14 protein-coding genes are annotated in these 17,312 nt (G+C 71.5%); 5 read left to right on the forward strand and 9 right to left on the reverse strand.

Annotation, left to right across the window (positions count from 1 at the left end; genetic code table 11):
- Nucleotides 1–141 precede the first annotated feature (141 nt).
- The 3 genes from AB0C27_RS25035 to AB0C27_RS25045 all read left to right on the forward strand — a co-directional run bounded on the left by AB0C27_RS25035 (nucleotide 142) and on the right by AB0C27_RS25045 (nucleotide 5,537).
- A complete protein-coding gene (locus AB0C27_RS25035) occupies nucleotides 142–1,326 on the forward strand; it encodes an amidohydrolase (RefSeq protein ID WP_357847972.1) in 1,185 nt (394 codons plus the stop codon).
- Nucleotides 1,327–1,353: 27 nt separating this feature from the next.
- Entirely contained in the window at nucleotides 1,354–3,864 is a 2,511-nt protein-coding gene (locus AB0C27_RS25040) for a Tex family protein (protein WP_357847974.1), read from the forward strand.
- 701 nt (nucleotides 3,865–4,565) lie between these two features.
- Nucleotides 4,566–5,537 carry a hypothetical protein gene (locus tag AB0C27_RS25045; RefSeq protein WP_357847976.1) on the forward strand — a complete coding sequence of 324 codons (972 nt, stop codon included), beginning with the start codon at nucleotides 4,566–4,568 and terminating at the stop codon, nucleotides 5,535–5,537.
- Nucleotides 5,538–5,585: 48 nt separating this feature from the next.
- On the opposite strand, the gene AB0C27_RS25050 is transcribed toward AB0C27_RS25045, so the two are convergent.
- From AB0C27_RS25050 to AB0C27_RS25060, 3 genes are read right to left on the reverse strand one after another with little or no spacing between them, the layout of a single operon-like run.
- Nucleotides 5,586–6,659 (reverse strand): spore photoproduct lyase family protein, encoded by a 1,074-nt coding sequence (locus tag AB0C27_RS25050; protein ID WP_357847978.1) that lies wholly within the window; start codon nucleotides 6,657–6,659, stop codon nucleotides 5,586–5,588.
- Between the two features lie 18 nt (nucleotides 6,660–6,677).
- Entirely contained in the window at nucleotides 6,678–7,478 is an 801-nt protein-coding gene (locus AB0C27_RS25055) for a DNA-formamidopyrimidine glycosylase family protein (protein ID WP_357847980.1), read from the reverse strand.
- 10 nt (nucleotides 7,479–7,488) lie between these two features.
- A complete protein-coding gene (locus AB0C27_RS25060) occupies nucleotides 7,489–8,187 on the reverse strand; it encodes a TetR/AcrR family transcriptional regulator (RefSeq protein ID WP_357847982.1) in 699 nt (232 codons plus the stop codon).
- 101 nt (nucleotides 8,188–8,288) lie between these two features.
- On the opposite strand from AB0C27_RS25060, the gene AB0C27_RS25065 reads away from it, so the two are divergent.
- Both AB0C27_RS25065 and AB0C27_RS25070 read left to right on the forward strand, forming a co-directional pair.
- The gene (locus AB0C27_RS25065) at nucleotides 8,289–9,509 is read left to right on the forward strand and encodes a saccharopine dehydrogenase C-terminal domain-containing protein (protein WP_357847984.1); all 1,221 of its coding nucleotides are present in this window, start codon (nucleotides 8,289–8,291) and stop codon (nucleotides 9,507–9,509) included.
- A 73-nt stretch (nucleotides 9,510–9,582) separates the two neighbouring features.
- Nucleotides 9,583–11,232: a dihydroxy-acid dehydratase gene (locus AB0C27_RS25070; protein WP_357847986.1), complete on the forward strand. Its 1,650-nt coding sequence runs from the start codon at nucleotides 9,583–9,585 to the stop codon at nucleotides 11,230–11,232.
- Between the two features lie 211 nt (nucleotides 11,233–11,443).
- Here AB0C27_RS25070 and AB0C27_RS25075 read toward each other — a convergent pair whose 3' ends face one another.
- The 6 genes from AB0C27_RS25075 to AB0C27_RS25100 form a co-directional block, all read right to left on the reverse strand.
- Nucleotides 11,444–11,857: a hypothetical protein gene (locus tag AB0C27_RS25075; RefSeq protein WP_357847989.1), complete on the reverse strand. Its 414-nt coding sequence runs from the start codon at nucleotides 11,855–11,857 to the stop codon at nucleotides 11,444–11,446.
- A gap of 215 nt (nucleotides 11,858–12,072) precedes the next feature.
- Nucleotides 12,073–12,966: a sigma-70 family RNA polymerase sigma factor gene (locus tag AB0C27_RS25080; RefSeq protein ID WP_357847990.1), complete on the reverse strand. Its 894-nt coding sequence runs from the start codon at nucleotides 12,964–12,966 to the stop codon at nucleotides 12,073–12,075.
- A 9-nt stretch (nucleotides 12,967–12,975) separates the two neighbouring features.
- The gene (locus tag AB0C27_RS25085) at nucleotides 12,976–13,362 is read right to left on the reverse strand and encodes an STAS domain-containing protein (RefSeq protein WP_106249128.1); all 387 of its coding nucleotides are present in this window, start codon (nucleotides 13,360–13,362) and stop codon (nucleotides 12,976–12,978) included.
- Between the two features lie 41 nt (nucleotides 13,363–13,403).
- On the reverse strand, nucleotides 13,404–14,381 hold the full coding sequence (locus AB0C27_RS25090; RefSeq protein ID WP_357847992.1) for a phosphotriesterase-related protein: 978 nt from the start codon (nucleotides 14,379–14,381) through the stop codon (nucleotides 13,404–13,406).
- Between the two features lie 89 nt (nucleotides 14,382–14,470).
- Nucleotides 14,471–15,925 carry a methionine--tRNA ligase gene (locus tag AB0C27_RS25095; protein ID WP_357847994.1) on the reverse strand — a complete coding sequence of 485 codons (1,455 nt, stop codon included), beginning with the start codon at nucleotides 15,923–15,925 and terminating at the stop codon, nucleotides 14,471–14,473.
- Between the two features lie 109 nt (nucleotides 15,926–16,034).
- Nucleotides 16,035–17,291, reverse strand: a complete 1,257-nt coding sequence (locus AB0C27_RS25100) for an APC family permease (RefSeq protein ID WP_357847996.1) — start codon at nucleotides 17,289–17,291, stop codon at nucleotides 16,035–16,037.
- Nucleotides 17,292–17,312: the final 21 nt, after the last annotated feature.

The following is a 17,312-nucleotide window of genomic DNA, read 5'->3' on the forward strand; positions in this document are numbered from 1 at the left end:
TGACTTCGTGCCGCTTGGTGCCATGGCCGGGTTCGGCGTACCGGCGTACTCCCATGAGGAGCCTCAGAGGGCGGAAAGGTATCCAAGACCGTCACAGCAGAGCCAGCGAAATCGTCGGTCCCGCCCTTTAGGGTGCTGGGCATGACCGACGTGCTGCCCAGTGTGCTGTTGCGTGGCGGGCTTCCGTGGCGGCGCGCCGCCCCCGGCGTTCCGCTCGACATCCTGGTGCGCGACGGGCGCATCGACCAGGTGGCGCCGGCTCTCGACGCGCCCGGGGCCACGGTGGTCGACGCCTCCGGGCAGCTCGTCCTGCCCGGCCTGGTCGAGGCGCACTGCCACCTCGACAAGACCCTCTACGGCGGCCCGTGGGTGCCCCACTCCGCCGACGACACGCTCGCCGGCCGCATCGGCAACGACCTGCGCCGCCGCGCCGAGCTGGGCGTGCCGAGCGTGGAGCGGATCGCCGCGCTGCTGGCCGCCATGAGCGCGGCCGGCACCACCCACGTCCGCACCCACACCGACATCGACCCCGAAGTGGGTTTACGCGGCGTGGAGGCCGTGCGCGAGGCCGCGGCGGGCTCCCTCGTCGAGGTGCGCCAGGTGGCCTTCCCGCAACACGGCCTGCTCACCAACCCGGGCACGGCCGAGCTGCTCGAAGAGGCGCTGAAGAGCGGGGTGGAGGCGGTGGGCGGGCTCGACCCGGCGGGCATCGACCGCGACCCGGTCCGCCACCTCGACCTGATCTTCGGCCTGGCCGGGCGCTACGGCACCCACCTCGACCTCCACCTGCACGACGGCGGCACGCTCGGCGCGTGGGAGCTGGAGCTGATCATCGAACGCACCGCGGCGCTCGGGCTGGGCGGCCGGGTGGCGGTCAGCCACGCCTACGCGCTGGGCCAGCTCGACGAGGCCCACCAGGACCGCCTGGCCGAGGGGCTGGCGCGGGCGGGGGTGGCGATCGTGACCGCCGCCGTCTACAGCTTCCCCGTGCCCCCGGTGAAGAAGCTGCGGGCCGCCGGGGTCACCGTGGCCTGCGGCCACGACGGCATCCGCGACCTGTGGGGGCCGTACGGCAGCGGCGACATGCTCGAACGGGCGATGCACGTCGCCTACCGCAGCACGTTCCGCGCAGACCACGACATCGAGCTGGCGCTGGAGGCGGCCACCCACGGCGGGGCGCGGGCGCTCGGGCTGGAGGGCTACGGCCTGTCCCCCGGCGACCGGGCCGACCTTGTCGTGCTCCCCTGCGGGAGCCCGGCGGAGGCGGTGGTCGTTCACCCTGCGCGCACTCTGGTCATGAAGGACGGCGTCGTCCTGCACAATTGACCGGCGGGACCATCGAAAGGCAGGCAAGTGCTCTCTATTTCCCAGCGGATCGCGGCCGAGCTCGGCGTACGCGACGGGCAGGTTCAGGCCACGGTCGAGCTGCTCGACGGCGGCGCGACCGTGCCCTTCATCGCGCGATACCGCAAAGAGGCCACCGGCGCCCTCGACGACGCGCAGCTGCGCACGCTGGAGGAGCGGCTGCGTTACCTGCGCGAGCTGGAGGAGCGCAGGACGGCGATCCTGGAGTCCATCGAGTCCCAGGGCAAGCTCGACGACGAGCTGCGCGAGCAGATCATGGCGGCCGAGACCAAGGCCAGGCTTGAGGACATCTACCTGCCCTACAAGCCCAAGCGCCGCACCAAGGCGCAGATCGCCCGCGAGCTGGGCCTTGAGCCGCTGGCCGACCAGCTCCTCGCCGATCCCACGCTCGACCCGGTGACGACCGCCAAGGGCTTCATCGCCGAAGGCGTCGCCGACGAGAGCGCGGCGCTCGAAGGGGCCAGGGCGATCCTGATCGAGCGCTTCGCCGAGGACGCCGACCTCATCGGCGGCCTGCGCGAGCAGTTGTGGACCCGTGGCCGGCTGGTGTCGAAGGTGCGCGAGGGTAAGGAGGAGGCGGGGGCCAAGTTCTCCGACTACTTCGAGTTCGGCGAGCCGTTCACGAAGCTGCCCTCCCACCGGATCCTGGCCATGTTCAGGGGCGAGAAGGAGGAGATCCTCTCCGTCACCCTGGAGCCCGACGACAGCCCCGACTACGAGCTGCGCATCGCCTCCCGGTTCGGCGTCTCCGACCAGGGCAGGCCCGCCGACAAGTGGCTGAGCGAGACCGTGCGCTGGGCCTGGCGCACCCGCATCCTCGTCCACCTCGGCATCGACCTGCGGATGCGGCTGTGGCAGGCGGCCGAGGACGAGGCGGTGCGGGTGTTCGCGGCCAACCTGCGCGACCTGCTGCTCGCCGCTCCGGCCGGCACCCGGCCCACGATGGGGCTCGACCCCGGTCTGCGTACGGGCGTGAAGGTCGCCGTCGTCGACGCCACCGGCAAGGTCGTCGAGACCGCCACCATCTACCCCCACGAGCCCAAGCGGCAGTGGGACCAGTCGCTGGCGGTGCTGGGCGCGCTCGCCCAGCGCCACGGCGTCGAGCTGATCGCCATCGGCAACGGTACCGCCTCCCGCGAGACCGACAAGCTGGCCGGCGAGCTGGTCAAGCACATGCCCGGGCTCACCAAGATCGTGGTCTCCGAGGCGGGCGCCTCGGTCTACTCCGCCTCGGCCTACGCCTCGCAGGAGCTGCCCGAGCTCGACGTGTCGCTGCGCGGCGCGGTCTCCATCGCGCGCCGGCTCCAGGACCCGCTGGCCGAGCTGGTCAAGATCGACCCCAAGTCGATCGGCGTCGGCCAATACCAGCACGACCTGGCCGAGTCCAAGCTGTCCCGCTCGCTCGACGCGGTGGTCGAAGACTGCGTCAACGCGGTGGGCGTCGACGTCAACACGGCCTCGCCGCCCCTGCTCACCCGCGTGTCGGGCATCGGCGCCACGCTCGCCGAGAGCATCGTGCGCCACCGCGACTCCAACGGCCCCTTCCGCACCCGTTCGGCGCTGAAGAACGTGCCCCGGCTCGGGCCCAAGGCGTTCGAGCAGTGCGCGGGCTTCCTGCGCATCCCGGGCGGCGACGACCCGCTCGACGTCTCCAGCGTGCACCCCGAGTCCTACCCCGTGGTGCGGCGCATCCTGACCTCGGCCAAGACCGACCTCAAGTCGCTGATCGGCAACACGGCGGCGCTGCGCTCGCTCAAGCCCGACGAGTTCACCGACGACAAGTTCGGCCTGCCGACGGTCACCGACATCCTGCGCGAGCTGGAGAAGCCCGGCCGCGACCCGCGTCCCGCCTTCAAGACGGCCACCTTCAAGGAGGGCGTCGAGAAGATCTCCGACCTGGCTTCCGGCATGATCCTGGAGGGCGTCGTCACCAACGTCGCGGCCTTCGGCGCGTTCGTCGACATCGGCGTGCACCAGGACGGGCTCGTCCACGTGTCGGCCATGTCGCGTAACTACGTCAAGGACCCGCGTGACGTGGTGAAGCCCGGCGACATCGTCCGCGTCAAGGTCCTCGACGTGGACATCCCGCGCAAGCGCATCTCCCTGACCCTGCGCCTGGAAGACGAGACCACCGCCCAGGGCGGCGGCGACGGCTCGCGCAGGGGCTCGGGCGCCCGCCGAGGCGGCGACGGTCCCGAGAGCCGCGGCGACGGGGGCCGCAGCCAGGGTGGTCGAGACGGTGGGCGCGGTGAAGGCGGCGGCCGAGACGGCGGACGCGGCCGCGGCGACGGTGGCGGCGGACGAGGCGACAGCGGCCGTGACCGTGGCCGTGATGGTGGCCGCGGTCGTGGCGACCAGCGAGGCGACGGCGGCGGACGGGGTCGTGGCGACGGCGGGCGAGGCCGCGGCGACGGCCCGCGCCGCCAGGACCGCCCGGCCCCGACCGGCGCCATGGCCGAAGCCCTCCGAAAGGCGGGCCTGGGCGGCGACAACCGCTAACAGCCACAGCCCAACACAGCACGCGCGTGCCCGCCGGCCGAACTGAGCCGCCGGGCACGCGCCACCCACCCCTGACCAGCCGTGGCAGCAGCCAGCGAGCACCGCCACCCTGGTCAGAGGGGAAGCGGCGCACGCCACCCACCCCAGCCGGCCAACGCATGGACCAACCACCGCCCTGGCCGCCCGGCGCAGGAACGGCACGTCTCACCACCGACCCAGCCAGCCGGCACACCGAGCAGCTACCACCCCAGCACCACGATCCGGCCGATAGGCGACAGGCGCCACTCGCCCCCTCGCCCAGCCGACGCACCGACCGGCTGGCTCCCGCCTGGTCGCCCTGGGTGCCTGAGCCGGCTACAGAGGGGCAGCCCACCCACCCCAGTCAGCCGGCGCACCCACCGGCCCCCGCCCCATCACGCTGGCCCGGCGAAGAAGTAACGGGCCCAGCCAGCCGACATAGCGGCCAGCCACCGGCCCATCTGCCCAGGACCGGTGGATGGGGTGGCCTGTGTCGCTCAATCGCTCAGGTCGGCGCAGAGCCAGCCGGATATGTGCAGACGAGCACGCACTGCCCGGAGTGCTGGCCCTTCCTCCGGAGGAGTGGGAGGTCGGTCGGAGACGTGTGATCAACTGCGCTCAACCCTGCCGGGAGGGCCCCGTGCGTCCGCTGGGGCGGTGAGGATGGGCGGTACGGTGCAAGGGTGAGCACGACTGCGTTCGACACGGCGATCACTCAGGCCCGCGACCTGCTCAGGTGGCGTTCTCCCCTGCGCACCGAGCTCTGGGCGTCCAGGCTCATGGCCGAGTTGGAGGAGGCCGGGGAGGCGGAGGCGTTCGCGCGGCGAGCAGCGGAGGACGGTCGCCTGGAGGCGCGTCTCGCGGTGGCGGCCATGGCGGTGCTCGATCATCCGGGCGAGACTCCCGTCGAAGACAGCGGCGAGGGTGGCGGTGAGCTGCCCGGGTGGGTGCGGCGGATGGGGCGCGTGACCTGCGAGGGCGCCTGGTACGGCAAGGCCGATCCCTACGGTGAGCAGGTTCTCGCGGTCCTGGCCTTCCGTTACGAGAACGGCAAAGAGCCCCACATCCTGGTCACCGGCATCGACCAGCCCCACGGTGGCCTGGCCGTGGACGCGCTGGTGGAGGAGTTGAAGTTCCTCGACGATCTGGGCCTGCGGGAGGCGGAGCCGGGGGTGGTGGCGGGCCGGATCCTGGACGCGTTCGAGCTGGGTGATCGGCTCATGGGCGCGGAGGTGGCGGAGACGTTGCCGGCGATCCGGCCGCTGGCGGTGGCCCGCGCCCGGTCCGTGCCCGGTCTCGTACGGGGTGGCGCTCCCGACGGTGCCATGGCCGCGTTCCAGGACCTGCCGGACTTGCCAGGGGCCGAGGAGGCGTTCGGGAAGCTGACCGAGTTCGTCGGGGATCGGCCGCTGTGGTGGAGTCCGGGAAGGGTGCGGCAGTTCCTGACGTCGTGGCTGCCCAGAGAGGCGATCCTGTCGCAGGAGGCGATCGAGGCCATGCCGGAGGTCGTCAGGGCGTGGACCCGGCACTGCGGCGACCAGCCGGCCGTGCTGCGCCAGATCGACGAGGACGCACCCCGCCTGCCCGCCCTCATGGCCGACGCCTCCTTGGCCGGCCTGGGCAAACGCCTCGCCCAGCAGAACCTCCCCGAATAGGCGTCCCTACGACCTCGGTACCCCGACGGCGCGACGTCGTCGTCAGGGTCAGAAGGCGTAGCGGATGCGGCAGTACGGGAGGCGGGTCCCCAGGAGGTCCGTGAGGGCGTTGACGTAGCGGCCCTTGTGGCCGGTGCGGTAGCGGACGTTCCAGCCGCCTGTCTGCGAGCGTTTGGCCTGCTGCAGGTCCGGGCGCCAGAGCACCTCCTCGGCCTTGGGGTGCCAGCCCAGGTTGACCTCGTGCAGTCGGTCGTTGTGGGTCAGGAAGATCACTTCGGCGGCCAGTTGTTCCCGGGCTTGCGGGCTCAGCCCGTCGTCCAGCTGGGTGAACAGGTCGGCCCACGACTCCAGCCAGCCGTCCCGTACGACCACAGGGCTGAAGTTGACGTGTACCTCGTAGCCGGCGGCGACGAAGTCGGAGATCGCGGCGATCCGGTCGGCGATCGGGGAGGTGCGGATGTCGAGCAGCTTGGAGTCGGCGGCGGGCATGAGGCTGAACCGAATCCGGGTGCGGCCGCGCGGGTCCCAGTCCAAGAGCTCCGGGTTGACGTATTTGGTGGCGAAGCTGGCCTTGGCCTCGGGCAGGTCGCGGAAGAGCTCCACGAGGTCGCGGACGTTGCGCGAGACGGTGGCGTCGAGGGAGCAGTCGGAGTTCTCGCCGATGTCGTAGACCCAGGCGTGCGGGTCCACCTGGTTGGGCTCGGTCTTGGGCCCCTGGCGGCCGGCGTGGCGGCGTACGTAGCCGAGGATCTGCTCGATGTTGGCGAAGACCGTGATCGGATTGCTGTAGCCCTTGCGCCTGGGCACGTAGCAGTAGGCGCAGGCCATGGCGCATCCGTTGGCGGTCGAGGGGGCGATGAAGTCGGCCGAGCGGCCGTTGGGCCGGGCCGTCAGCGACTTCTTGACCCCGAGCACGAGCGCCTCGGTCTTGATCCGCACCCAGCGCGCCACGTTGGTCTCGTCGCCGTAGAGCTCGGGGATGCGGTGGTGGCTCTCGATCTCGACACGTTCGGCGGCAGAGTATCGGGCCAGGATCTCCTGCCCGCGCGGCAGCTCGGCGGCGGCGGGCTCGACGTAGATGCGGCGGATGTCCAGCAGATTGTTACGAGAAGTGAGGTTCATGTTACTCCTCGTCTCAGGCTACCTGCTCTGTTCGGCTGGGCACGCGTAGGCGGTTCTGGAGGCCAGGGGCCAGGTCTCGACGGGGGTGCCGCAGCGCCGGCAGCGTTCGCGTTTGTAGACCCAGCGTTCGTCGGGCGCTGTCGGGTCGCTGATCACCTGACCGGCGTCGCGTCCCATGGCGAGGTGCTTCACCGCCGTCTGCCACAGGCGCAGGGCCGCCGGTTCGTCCACGTCGCGCCGGCTCGGGTGCAGGCCGGTCAGGTAGAGCAGTTCGGCTCGCCAGGCGTTGCCGATGCCGGCCCACACGCTCTGGTCGAGCACGGCCGCCCCGACCGGTCCCTTGAACGCGGTCAGCCGCCGCACCGCCTCGCCGGAAGAGGCGTCCGCGCGCAGCGGGTCGGGGCCGAGCGAGGCGCGCAGTGCCGCCACGGCGTGCGCGTCGAGGGGTTCGCAGCGGGAGGGGGCGATGAGGTCGTACGCCACCTCGTCCGTCGCCAGCCGCAGCCGGGTGCCGACCCGGGGTTCGGTGGCCGGGTCGTCGTAGCGCAGGAAGATGCCGCGCATCCCCAGGTGGACGTGGATCGCCAGGGGGACGTGGATCGCCATCCCCGAGTCCGGGTTCGGGTTCGAGTCTTCGTGCTCGTCGTCGTCGAAGTGGTACAGGAGGTGTTTGCCCACGGCCTCCACGCTCGTCACCGTCCGTCCGTCGTAGGGGCGCGCGTCGAAGCGGCCCTGAGGGCCGGACGCGTGCACGACCCGTCCGGCGAGGTCGGCGTCCTGGGCGTCGGCGTAACGGTGGATGAGGTGTCCTTCCGGCATACCCGGGCATCTACCCCGTGAGCTGGGCGGACGCGCTGGACAACAGCATGTCCAGTGCCGTCGGGTACGCGCTGTCGTTCATCGTTGCCACCAGCAGCGGCGCGGTGGCCGCGATGTTGGGGTGGGTACTGGCGGGCAGGTGGGCGTACGTGTCGCGCCACACCTCCTCATCGGCTTCCCGGGCCGCCTTCGGCAGGGCCAGGGTGGCGGCGTCGAGGATGGCGAAGGCCAGGCTCTGGTCGATGAAAGCGTGATAAATCCGGACCGCGTCCGCGTCGCGAAAGCCGGCCCCGCGCACGATGCCGAGGATCGTCTCGTCGCCGGCCACCTCGTTGGTCCGGCCGGTGACCCGGCTGGCGGTCAGCACGGCGGCCTGCGGATGGGCCAGGTAGGCGTGGTGGATGCGCAGGCCGAGGTCGCGCAGGTCGGCCCGCCAGTCGCCGGTGGCCCGCCAGTCCTCCATGGCCTGGCGGAACAGCTCGTCCGCGATGGCCAGGATCAGATCGTCCATGCCGCGGAAGTACCGGTAGACGGTGCTGGCGTCGGCACCGAGCGCGAGGCCGAGCCGGCGGGCGCTCAGCCCGTCGGCACCGTGCTCGCGCAACATCCGCAGCGCGGTCTCGACGATCAGCGCGTGCGTCAGCACCTGCCCCCGCTTGGTGGGACGGCGCCGCCTGCGGGCCGCCTCCGGCACCACTCGCTTGGCCACGAAGGCCCCTCCTTATGCCAACACCATTGACGTTGAACAGCCTACGGCCGTTGGATGGTCAGCACACCCCGAAAAATCATCTCAAAAGGGGATTTATCGTCATGCGTATCCTCCTCGTTGGAGCCGGCGGCGTGGGAACCGCCATCACCCGGATCGCCGCCCGCCGCCCCTTCTTCGACCACATGGTGGTCGCCGACTACGACCTGCCCCGCGCCAAGGCCGCCGTGGCCGCGCTCGGCGACCGGGCCGAAAGGTTCACCGCGGCCAAGGTGGACGCCGCCGACGCGCGCGCCGTCACCGCGCTGCTGGCCGAGCACCGCTGCGACGTGCTGCTCAACGCCACCGACCCGCGTTTCGTGCTGCCCCTGTTCGAGGCGGCGCTGGCCGCCGGGGTCGACTACCTCGACATGGCCATGTCGATGTCCAGGCCGCACCCCGACCGCCCGTACGAGGAGGTGGGCGTCAAGCTCGGCGACGAGCAGTTCGCCCGCGCCGCCGAATGGGCCGAGCGGGACCGGCTGGCGCTGGTCGGCATGGGCGTGGAGCCCGGCCTGGCCGACGTCTTCGCCCGTTACGCCGCCGACGAGCTGTTCGACGAGATCGAGGAGATCGGCATCAGGGACGGCGGCAACCTGACCGTCGACGGCTACGACTTCGCCCCCTCCTTCTCCATCTGGACCACGATCGAGGAGTGCCTCAACCCGCCGCTCGTCTACGAGAAGGAGCGCGGCTGGTACACCACGGAGCCGTTCAGCGAGCCCGAGATCTTCGACTTCCCGGACGGGATCGGCCCGGTGGAGTGCGTGAACGTCGAGCACGAGGAGGTCGTGCTGGTGCCGCGGTGGATCCCGGCCCAGCGGGTGACCTTCAAGTACGGCCTCGGAGAGGAGTTCATCGGCACGCTCAAGACCCTGCACGCGCTGGGCGTGGACCGCACCGAGCCGGTCGCCGTCATGACCGACCGCGGCGAGGCCCGGGTGTCACCGCGCGACGTGGTCGCCGCCGTGCTGCCCGACCCGGCCGCGCTCGGCGAGCGCATGCACGGCAAGACGTGCGCCGGCACCTGGGTGAAGGGCGTCAAGGACGGCCGGGCGCGCGAGGTGTACCTCTATCACGTGGTCGACAACGAGTGGTCGATGCGCGAGTACGGCTCCCAGGCGGTGGTCTGGCAGACCGCGGTCAACCCGGTGATCGCGCTGGAGCTGATGGCCACGGGCGTCTGGAAGGGCGCGGGCGTGCTGGGGCCCGAGGCGTTCGAGCCGGAGCCGTACCTGGATCTGCTGGTCGAGTACGGCTCACCATGGGGTCTGCGCGAGCAGTGAGGGGGCCGGGGTCCACCGGTGAAGGCGGGCGCAGGATCATGGGAGGCAGCGAACCGAACATCGGAGGTTTCCCTTGAGCATCGCCGACGATCCCGACCGCGCACCGGCCCGATCCCACCTGTACGCCATGGGCCTGTCGGAGGAGGAGATGCGCCGGCCCGTGGTCGGCATCGCCTCCACCTGGACCGGCACGATGCCGTGCAACCTGAACCACCGCGACCTGGCCGTCCAGGTGGCCGAGGGCGTGCGCGCGGCGGGCGGGCTGCCCATGGAGTTCAACACGATCGCCGTCTCCGACAACCTCACCATGCACACCCCCGGCATGCGTGCCTCGCTGATCAGCCGCGAGGTCATCGCCGACTCCATCGAGCTGATGGGCCGCGCGCACGGCTTCGACGCGCTGGTGGCCATCGTCGGCTGCGACAAGACCGTACCGGCCGCGATCATGGCGCTGGCCAGGCTGGACGTGCCCTCGGTGATCCTCTACAGCGGCAGCATGCTGCCGGGCCGCTGGCGCGGAAAGGACGTCACCATCCAGGACATGTGGGAGGCGCTCGGCGAGCGCGAGGTCGGCCGGATGAGCCAGGCCGACCTCGACGACCTGGCCAAGCACGCCTGCCCGGGTGCGGGCACCTGCGCCGCCCAGTACACCGCCAACACCATGGGCACCGTCGCCGACTTCCTCGGCCTGGCCCCGTTCGGGATCGGCGACATCCCGGCCACCGTCCCCGACAAGGGCGCCGCCGCCCGCCGCGTGGGCGAGATCGCCATGCGCGCGCTGGCCGCCGACGCCCGCCCCTCCAAGGTGGTGACCGCCGACGCGCTGCACAACGCGATCGTGTCGGTGGCCGCCATGGGCGGCTCCACGAACGCCGTCCTGCACCTGCTGGCCATCGCCCGCGAGGCCGGGCTGCCGCTGGAGATCGACCGGATCGGTGAGGTCTGCCGCCAGGTCCCGATCATCACCGGCCTCAAGCCCAGCGGCGGCGACGCCACGGCGCTGGACCTGTGGCGGGCCGGCGGCACCTCCCTGGTGGTCCGCCGCCTGCTGGAGGCGGGGCTGCTGCGCGAGAACGTCACCCTCGTCGACGGCCGCACCCTCGCCGAGGTCGCCGCCGACGCCCGCGAGACCCCGGGCCAGACCGTGGTGGCGGGGGCCGACCGGCCGTTCAAGCCGCGCGGCGCGCTGGCCATCCTGCGCGGCTCGCTGGCCCCGGGCGGCTGCGTGCTCAAGCTGGGCGGCAAGGACGACTTCCGCCACGAGGGCCCGGCCCGGGTCTTCGACTCCGAAGCCGACTGCTACACCGCCATCCAGCAGGGGCGGATCGTGGCCGGCGACGTCATCGTGGTCCGGTACGAGGGCCCGGCGGGCGGGCCCGGCATGCGTGAGATGTTGTCGATCACCGGCCCGCTCGTGGGACGCGGGCTCGGCACCTCGGTCGCCCTGGTCACCGACGGCCGCTTCAGCGGGGTCTCGCACGGGCTGGTCATCGGGCACGTGGCGCCCGAGGCGTACCACGGCGGGCCGATCGCGCTGGTCCACGACGGCGACACGGTCGTGATCGACAGTGCCGCCGGCACGCTGGACCTGCTCGTCCCCGAGGAGGAACTTGCCGCGCGCCGCGCCACCTGGCAGCGTCCCGAGCGGCCGGTCGAGCGCGGCGTGCTGACCAAGTACGTGGCCAGTGTCGCCTCCGCCTCCGACGGCGCCGTCACGGCCTGAGCCCTGGACCGGACACGGGGCGCGGGCGGCTATGCTGCGCAATGACGTATGCCGCCCTCACCCTTGAAGGAGACTTCCGCGATGTACAAGGAGTTCGCTGTCGAGGCCGTGATGTGGGTCGTCCCGGTCGTGGTGCTGATCGGGGTAGCGCTCCTCGTCACCGCGTGAGCACTTGGGGGCCCGGCCGTCGCCGGCCGGCCCCCACACTCTCTCAGCGGTAGTAGCGGTAGGCGACGCTGGTCCTGGCGTAGCGGTTGAAGCTGGCCCAGCCGTCCAGGTAGTTGTTCCACTTCTGCGACAGCGCCCTCGTACGGACGGTGCAGGCGGCGTAGCGGACCTTGCGCGGTTTGATGGTGCCGACGTAGTCGTAGCAGCTGCCGACAGACCTGCCGTTGACGCTGAGCCGGGCGTTGAGCTTGACGCGGTAGAGGTACGTGCGGGAGATGTTCGTGATCCGGACGTTGATCCGGCACGTGTCCTTGCATCTGCCGAAATAGACCTTGGTGCGGATCAGCTGACGTGCCGCCGTCGTGGCGGTCCCCGCCGCCGAGGCCGAGACGGACACCGGTGTGAACGACGCAGCGGTGGTCGATGCGGTGGTGGACGCGCCGGCGGGTGTGGCCATGAGCGATGTCGCGGCAGCGGCCACTAAGGCCGCGCCGGCGAGGCGCTGGAACATTGTGCCCCCAGAGTCGAAACGGCCGCTTCCCCCTCTTGGCAGCGACCCGTGTCCCTTCGACTACTATCAGGCGCTCGAGTAAAATAGTGCACGACGCGCAAGATTCGATATCGAACGGTTATCCGCTTATATCGGCTTTATGCGCGCAAGTATCCGCCGCCTCAGGAGGCCCACGCCAGCAGCGGACTCCCTTCCCTGAGCCGCCGTAACGCCTGTTTCTCCAGCTGACGAACCCGCTCCCTGGTCAGGCCGAGCCGCTCGGCGATCTGGGTGCAGCTCTGGGCCTCCTGCCCGGCCAGGCCGTACCGGCAGCTGATCACGAACGCCTCGCGCGGCGGCAGCGTCGTGACCAGCGCGCGCAGCTCCGCGCCGAGCGCGCGGCGCTCGGCGAGCTCCTGCACCTGCGGCCCCTCCTCGTCGGCGATCATGTCGCCGATCCGGCTGTCGCCGTGCTCCCCCACAGGCAGGTCGAGGCTGACGGTCTCCTGGCCGAGCCGGCGCAACGCCGCCACCTGGGCCGGCGACCGCTCGGCCACCGCGCCCAGCTCCGCCTCGGTCGGCTCGCGGCCCAGCTCGGCGGCCAGCCGCCGCTCGACCCTGACCAGCCGCGACAGCTCCTCCGCCATGTGGATGGGCAGCCGCACCGTACGGCTCTTGTCGTGGATGCCGCGCTCGATCGCCTGGCGGATCCACCACATCCCGTACGTGGAGAACTTGTATCCCCGCGTGTAGTCGAACTTCTCCACGGCCCTGATGAGGCCGAGGTTCCCCTCCTGGATGACGTCCGGCAACGGCAGCCCCCGGTAGGAGTAGCGCCTGGCGGCGGCCACGACCAGCCGGAGGTTGGACCTGATCAGCAGGTCCTTGGCGCGCCGCCCGTCACGTGCGACGCAGTGGAGTTCCGGCGTGCCCTCACCACGCCCGATCAGATGGCCCGCGTACAGGCCTGCCTCGATCCGCCGGGCGAGGTCGACTTCCTCCGCGGCGGAGAGCAAAGGGATTTTGCCGATCTGCTCCAGGTACATGCCGAGCAGGTCGGGCTCGTCGGCCGACATGCCCGGGCACTACCCGGTAAACGGCGGCGGATTCCCCTCTTCGTTGAGTTCGGCGATGGCCAGCTCGGCCGTGGAGCGGATGTCGAAGAACTTGTCCAGCGCGGTGATCGCGAACAGGTGCTTGCACCTGCCGTTGAGCCCAGACAGCAGCAGCCGGCCGCCCGAGGCGGTGACGGCCTTGTGCAGGTAGACCAGGACGGAAAGGCCCGATGAGTCGCAGACGGCCACCGCCTGCATGTCGATGACCAGCATCGGGGGCTGGGTGAGATCGAGCGCCTTGGTGACGCGATCGCGAACCTCGGCCGCCGACCCGAAGTCGAAGTCCCCCGTCAGCCGCGCGATGACGCAAGGTCCCTGGAGCCCGAGGCTTATCGACAAGGCCTGCTCCGAAGTCACCCAGCTCCACCTACCCGCGTTGCTTTCCCGATCCGACCACTTTACGAGAAGTAGCGCTTCGGGTTGAACACCAGCATCTGCTCAATCTGGCCATCGGTCACACCCGAGTCCAGCAGTGCGGCCAAAACGTCGTCGTGAATGTGATCGTAGCGCCAGTTCGGCGCGAGCGTGCTGCGGGTCTCCTCCCAGTCACCGCCGAAGTAGTCCATGAAGCAGGCCGCGTCATGGCTGAGGACCATGCGGTCGGCGTAGCCGCGCCCGCACAGCGCGGCGATGGTCGCCACGCGCTGCGCCGTCGGATTGTAGACGTCGAGGCCGAACCGGTCCATGCCGAGGATCGCGCCGGTGTCGGCCAGGCGCATGAGGTAGTCGAGGTCGTTGCTGTCACCGGCGTGCCCGACGACCACTTTGCTCAGGTCGACGCCCTCCTTGGCGAACAGGTCGAGCGCGAGGAGCCCGGTGCGCTCGGTGGAGTTGGTGTGCACGGTGATGGGCGCTCCCGTACGCACGTGGGCCTGCGCGACGGAGCGGCAGATGCGCTCGACGCCGGGCGTCAGCCCCTGCGCGTCCACGGCGCACTTGAGGAAGGCCGCCTTGACGCCCGTGTCCGCGATGCCCTCGGTCAGGTCGCGGACGAAGTCGTCGATCATCGGGTCGGGGCGGTCGATGATCAGGCCCGGGCCGCGGAAGGCGTAGGTGTGGGGCAGCTCCTCGAAGACGTAGATGCCGGTGGCCACGATGAGGTTGAGGCCGGGCACCTGCTCGGAGACGCGGAGAATGCGCGGGATGTGCCGGCCGAGCCCCCACACCGTCGGGTCGACGATCGTGCGCACGCCCTTGGCGGCCACCGCGCGGAGCTTCGTGACGGCGTCGGCGACCCGCTGCTCCTCGTCCCACCAGGCGCCTCTGCCGTAGTTCTCCAGGTGCTCGGTGGCCGTCACGAAGACGTGTTCGTGCATCAGCGTCTGCCCGAGCTCGCCGACGTCGACGGGGCCGCGAAGGGTCTCGACCATGGACATGCGCGCCTCCATACCGGCTGGTCGGTGTGCGCCAAACTAAGCTCCCACCGACCCGCCGTCAACAGCCACGCCGCACGCCCTCGCCAATGTCAGCCCGCCGGGCGGGCGTGGCGGGGGAAGAGCGGGTCGGGGCGGGTCAGCCGGTCGGCGCCGACCGCCGCCGCCACGCGCGCCGCCGCGCCCGGCAGGAACGGCTCCAGCTGTACGGCCAGTTCCCGGCACGTCCGCACCAGCGTGCCCAGCGACGTCTCCCGCTCCCGCCCGGACTGCTGCCAGGGCCTGGTCAGCTCGACATACTTGTTGGCCTCCTCGACGAGCGTCCACACGGCGAGCGCCGCCCGGCGGAAGTCGAAGTCGGCCAGCGCCTCGTCCACCGCGCCGTCCACCCGCGCGAGCGGCTCTCCCTCGTCGGGTACGTGGCCGTCCAGGAAGCGGACGACCATGGTGGCGACCCGGCTGACCAGGTTCCCCAGGCCGTTGGCCAGGTCCTCGTCTGCCCTGGCGACCAGGCGCGCCTCGGTGAAGTCGGCGTCGCCCACGCGCGGCACCTCGCGCAGCAGCCACCACCGCACCGCATCGGTCCCGTACGCCGCCACGAGGGCGGCCGGATCGGCGGCGTTCCCCGACGACTTACTGATCTTGCGGCCGTCGGCCGTGAGGTAGTCGTGCACGAAGATCGCCGTGGGCAGCGGCCGCCCGGCGGACAGCAGCATGGCCGGCCAGTACACCGCGTGGAACCGGATCACCCCCTTGCCCACGAGATGCACCTTGCGCGGCTCACGCACCCACCACCGCTCGTAGTCCCCACCGTCCAGCGTGGTCCCGCCGCCGTCCGGCCTGGTGCCGCCGCCGTCCAGCGCGGTGATGTAGTTGGCCAGCGCGTCCCACCACACGTACACCACCTGGGCCGGATCGCCGGGCACCGGGATCCCCCACCCCCTGGCCCGGGCGGCGGAGCGGGAGACGCTGATGTCGTCGAGTCCGGCCGCGACGAAGGCCAGGACCTCGTTGCGGCGCGCGGCGGGCTCGATCCGCAGCCGCCCGCTGCTGATGAGGGCGAGCAGCTCGTCCTGGTAGCGCGAGAGCCGGAAGAACCAGTTCTGCTCGGAGACGCGCTGCAGCGGCGCCTCGTGCCCGTCGGGACAGGGCCCGTCCGGGTAGAACTGCTCGCAGCCCACGCAGTAGAGCCCCTCGTAGTGGCGCTGGTAGAGGTCGTGTGCGGTCTCCCGCCAGATGCGCTCGACGCCGTCGCGATGCCCCGGATGCGTGCTGGTCCTGATGAAGGAGTCGAACGACAGGGCGAGCGGCCCGCGCAGGCCCTCGAACGCGGCGGCGTTCCTGTCGACCAGCTCGCGCACCGGCACGCCCGCCGCCTCCGCGGCCAGCACGTTCTTCAGCGAGTTGTCGTCGGTGCCGGTCTGGAACCGCACCGGCTCACCCCGCCGCCGGCGGTGCCTGGCCAGCACGTCGGCCTGGACGAGTTCGAGCGCGTGGCCGAGGTGGGGCCGGGCGTTGACGTAGGGGATGGTGGTCGTGATGTACAACGGATGCCTCCCGAGGGGCCCCGGACACGACGAGAGGCCCCGGCTAGCAGGGCCTCAACGTGGACGTGGCGGTGGGACCCCTAGGGGGTCATCATCACCGCGCGGTTCGTCATGAGGACATCGTACGCCGTCGCCGCACCGCGTAGATCACCCATCCCACGGCGAACACCGCCAGCCCGGCCAGCACCGACGTGAGCGGCAGCGTGGCCGCCAGCACCAGGCACAGCACCAGCCCCAGCACGGGAACGACGCGCGGCGGCGCCCCCTCCTCGCGGCCGAGCGTGAGCGCGGAGGCGTTGGCGACGGCGTAGTAGACCAGCACGCCGAACGAGGAGAACCCGATCGCCCCGCGCAGGTCGGCCACCAGCAGCAGCACGATCACCGCGGCGCCCACCGCCAGCTCGGCCCGCCTCGGCACCTGCCGCACCGGGTCCACGGCGGCCAGCACCCCGGGCAGGTCGCGCTCGCGCGCCATGGCCAGCACGGTGCGGGAGACGCCGAGCAGCAGCGCCAGCAGCGCACCGAGCGCCGCCACCGCCGCGCCGACGGTCACGACGGGCGTCATCCAGCCGAACCCGGCCTCCCTGACCAGGTCGGACAGCGGCGCCGCGGACCTGGCCAGCAGCTCCGGCTTCAGCGCGCGCAGCGCGGCCAGGGCGACCAGCAGGTAGACGACGAGCGTGATGGCCAGCGCGATGCCGACGGCCCTGGGGATGGTGCGGGCGGGATCGCGCACCTCCTCGCCGAGTGTGGCGATCCTGGCGTATCCGGCGAAGGCGAAGAACAGCAGCCCGGCCGCCTGCAGCACACTCCATAAACCCGGCTCGACCAGCGTCGGCTCCGGCGTGTAGGAGAACCAGCTCACCACGTCGTCGCCCGCCAGCCCGGCCACGACCACCCCGGCGAGCACGGCCAGCACGAAGACCACGATCGCCCGCGCCAGGCCGGCAGAGCGGCGCACCCCGAACAGGTTGAGCACCGTCAGCACGACCACCGCGGCGACGGCGGCCGGCCGTTCGCGCCCCGGCAGCACGTAGGCGCCGAACGTGAGCGCCATGGCCGCGCAGGAAGCGGTCTTGCCGACCGTGAAGCCCCAGCCCGCGAGGTAGCCCCACAGGGGGCCGAGGCGGCGCCTGCCGTAGACGTAGGTGCCGCCGGACTCGGGGTAGAGGGCGGCCAGGCGGGCCGAGGAGGTGGCGTTGCAGTAGGCGACGACGGCGGCCAGCGCGAGCGAGACCAGCAGCCATTCGCCGGCGGCCGCGGCGGCGGGGGCGAAGGCGGCGAACACGCCGGCCCCGATCATCGCGCTCAGGCCCACGACCACCGCGTCGGTGGTGCCGAGCCGGCGCGCCAGCTCCTCCGGCATCGTCCCTCGCCTCCTCCCGCC

Source organism: Nonomuraea sp. NPDC048882 (genome assembly GCF_040649755.1).
Taxonomy (GTDB): Bacteria; Actinomycetota; Actinomycetes; order Streptosporangiales; family Streptosporangiaceae; genus Nonomuraea; species Nonomuraea maheshkhaliensis.

Bases quoted from the DNA above. Each gene is read 5' to 3' on its own strand.
- AB0C27_RS25100 (WP_357847996.1), bottom strand. From the start codon at position 17,291: ATGCCGGAGGAGCTGGCGCGCCGGCTCGGCACCACCGACGCGGTGGTC.
- AB0C27_RS25075 (WP_357847989.1), bottom strand. From the start codon at position 11,857: ATGGCCACACCCGCCGGCGCGTCCACCACCGCATCGACCACCGCTGCG.
- AB0C27_RS25090 (WP_357847992.1), bottom strand. From the start codon at position 14,381: ATGTCCATGGTCGAGACCCTTCGCGGCCCCGTCGACGTCGGCGAGCTC.
- AB0C27_RS25080 (WP_357847990.1), bottom strand. From the start codon at position 12,966: ATGTCGGCCGACGAGCCCGACCTGCTCGGCATGTACCTGGAGCAGATC.
- AB0C27_RS25050 (WP_357847978.1), bottom strand. From the start codon at position 6,659: ATGAACCTCACTTCTCGTAACAATCTGCTGGACATCCGCCGCATCTAC.
- AB0C27_RS25035 (WP_357847972.1), top strand. From the start codon at position 142: ATGACCGACGTGCTGCCCAGTGTGCTGTTGCGTGGCGGGCTTCCGTGG.
- AB0C27_RS25065 (WP_357847984.1), top strand. From the start codon at position 8,289: ATGCGTATCCTCCTCGTTGGAGCCGGCGGCGTGGGAACCGCCATCACC.
- AB0C27_RS25055 (WP_357847980.1), bottom strand. From the start codon at position 7,478: ATGCCGGAAGGACACCTCATCCACCGTTACGCCGACGCCCAGGACGCC.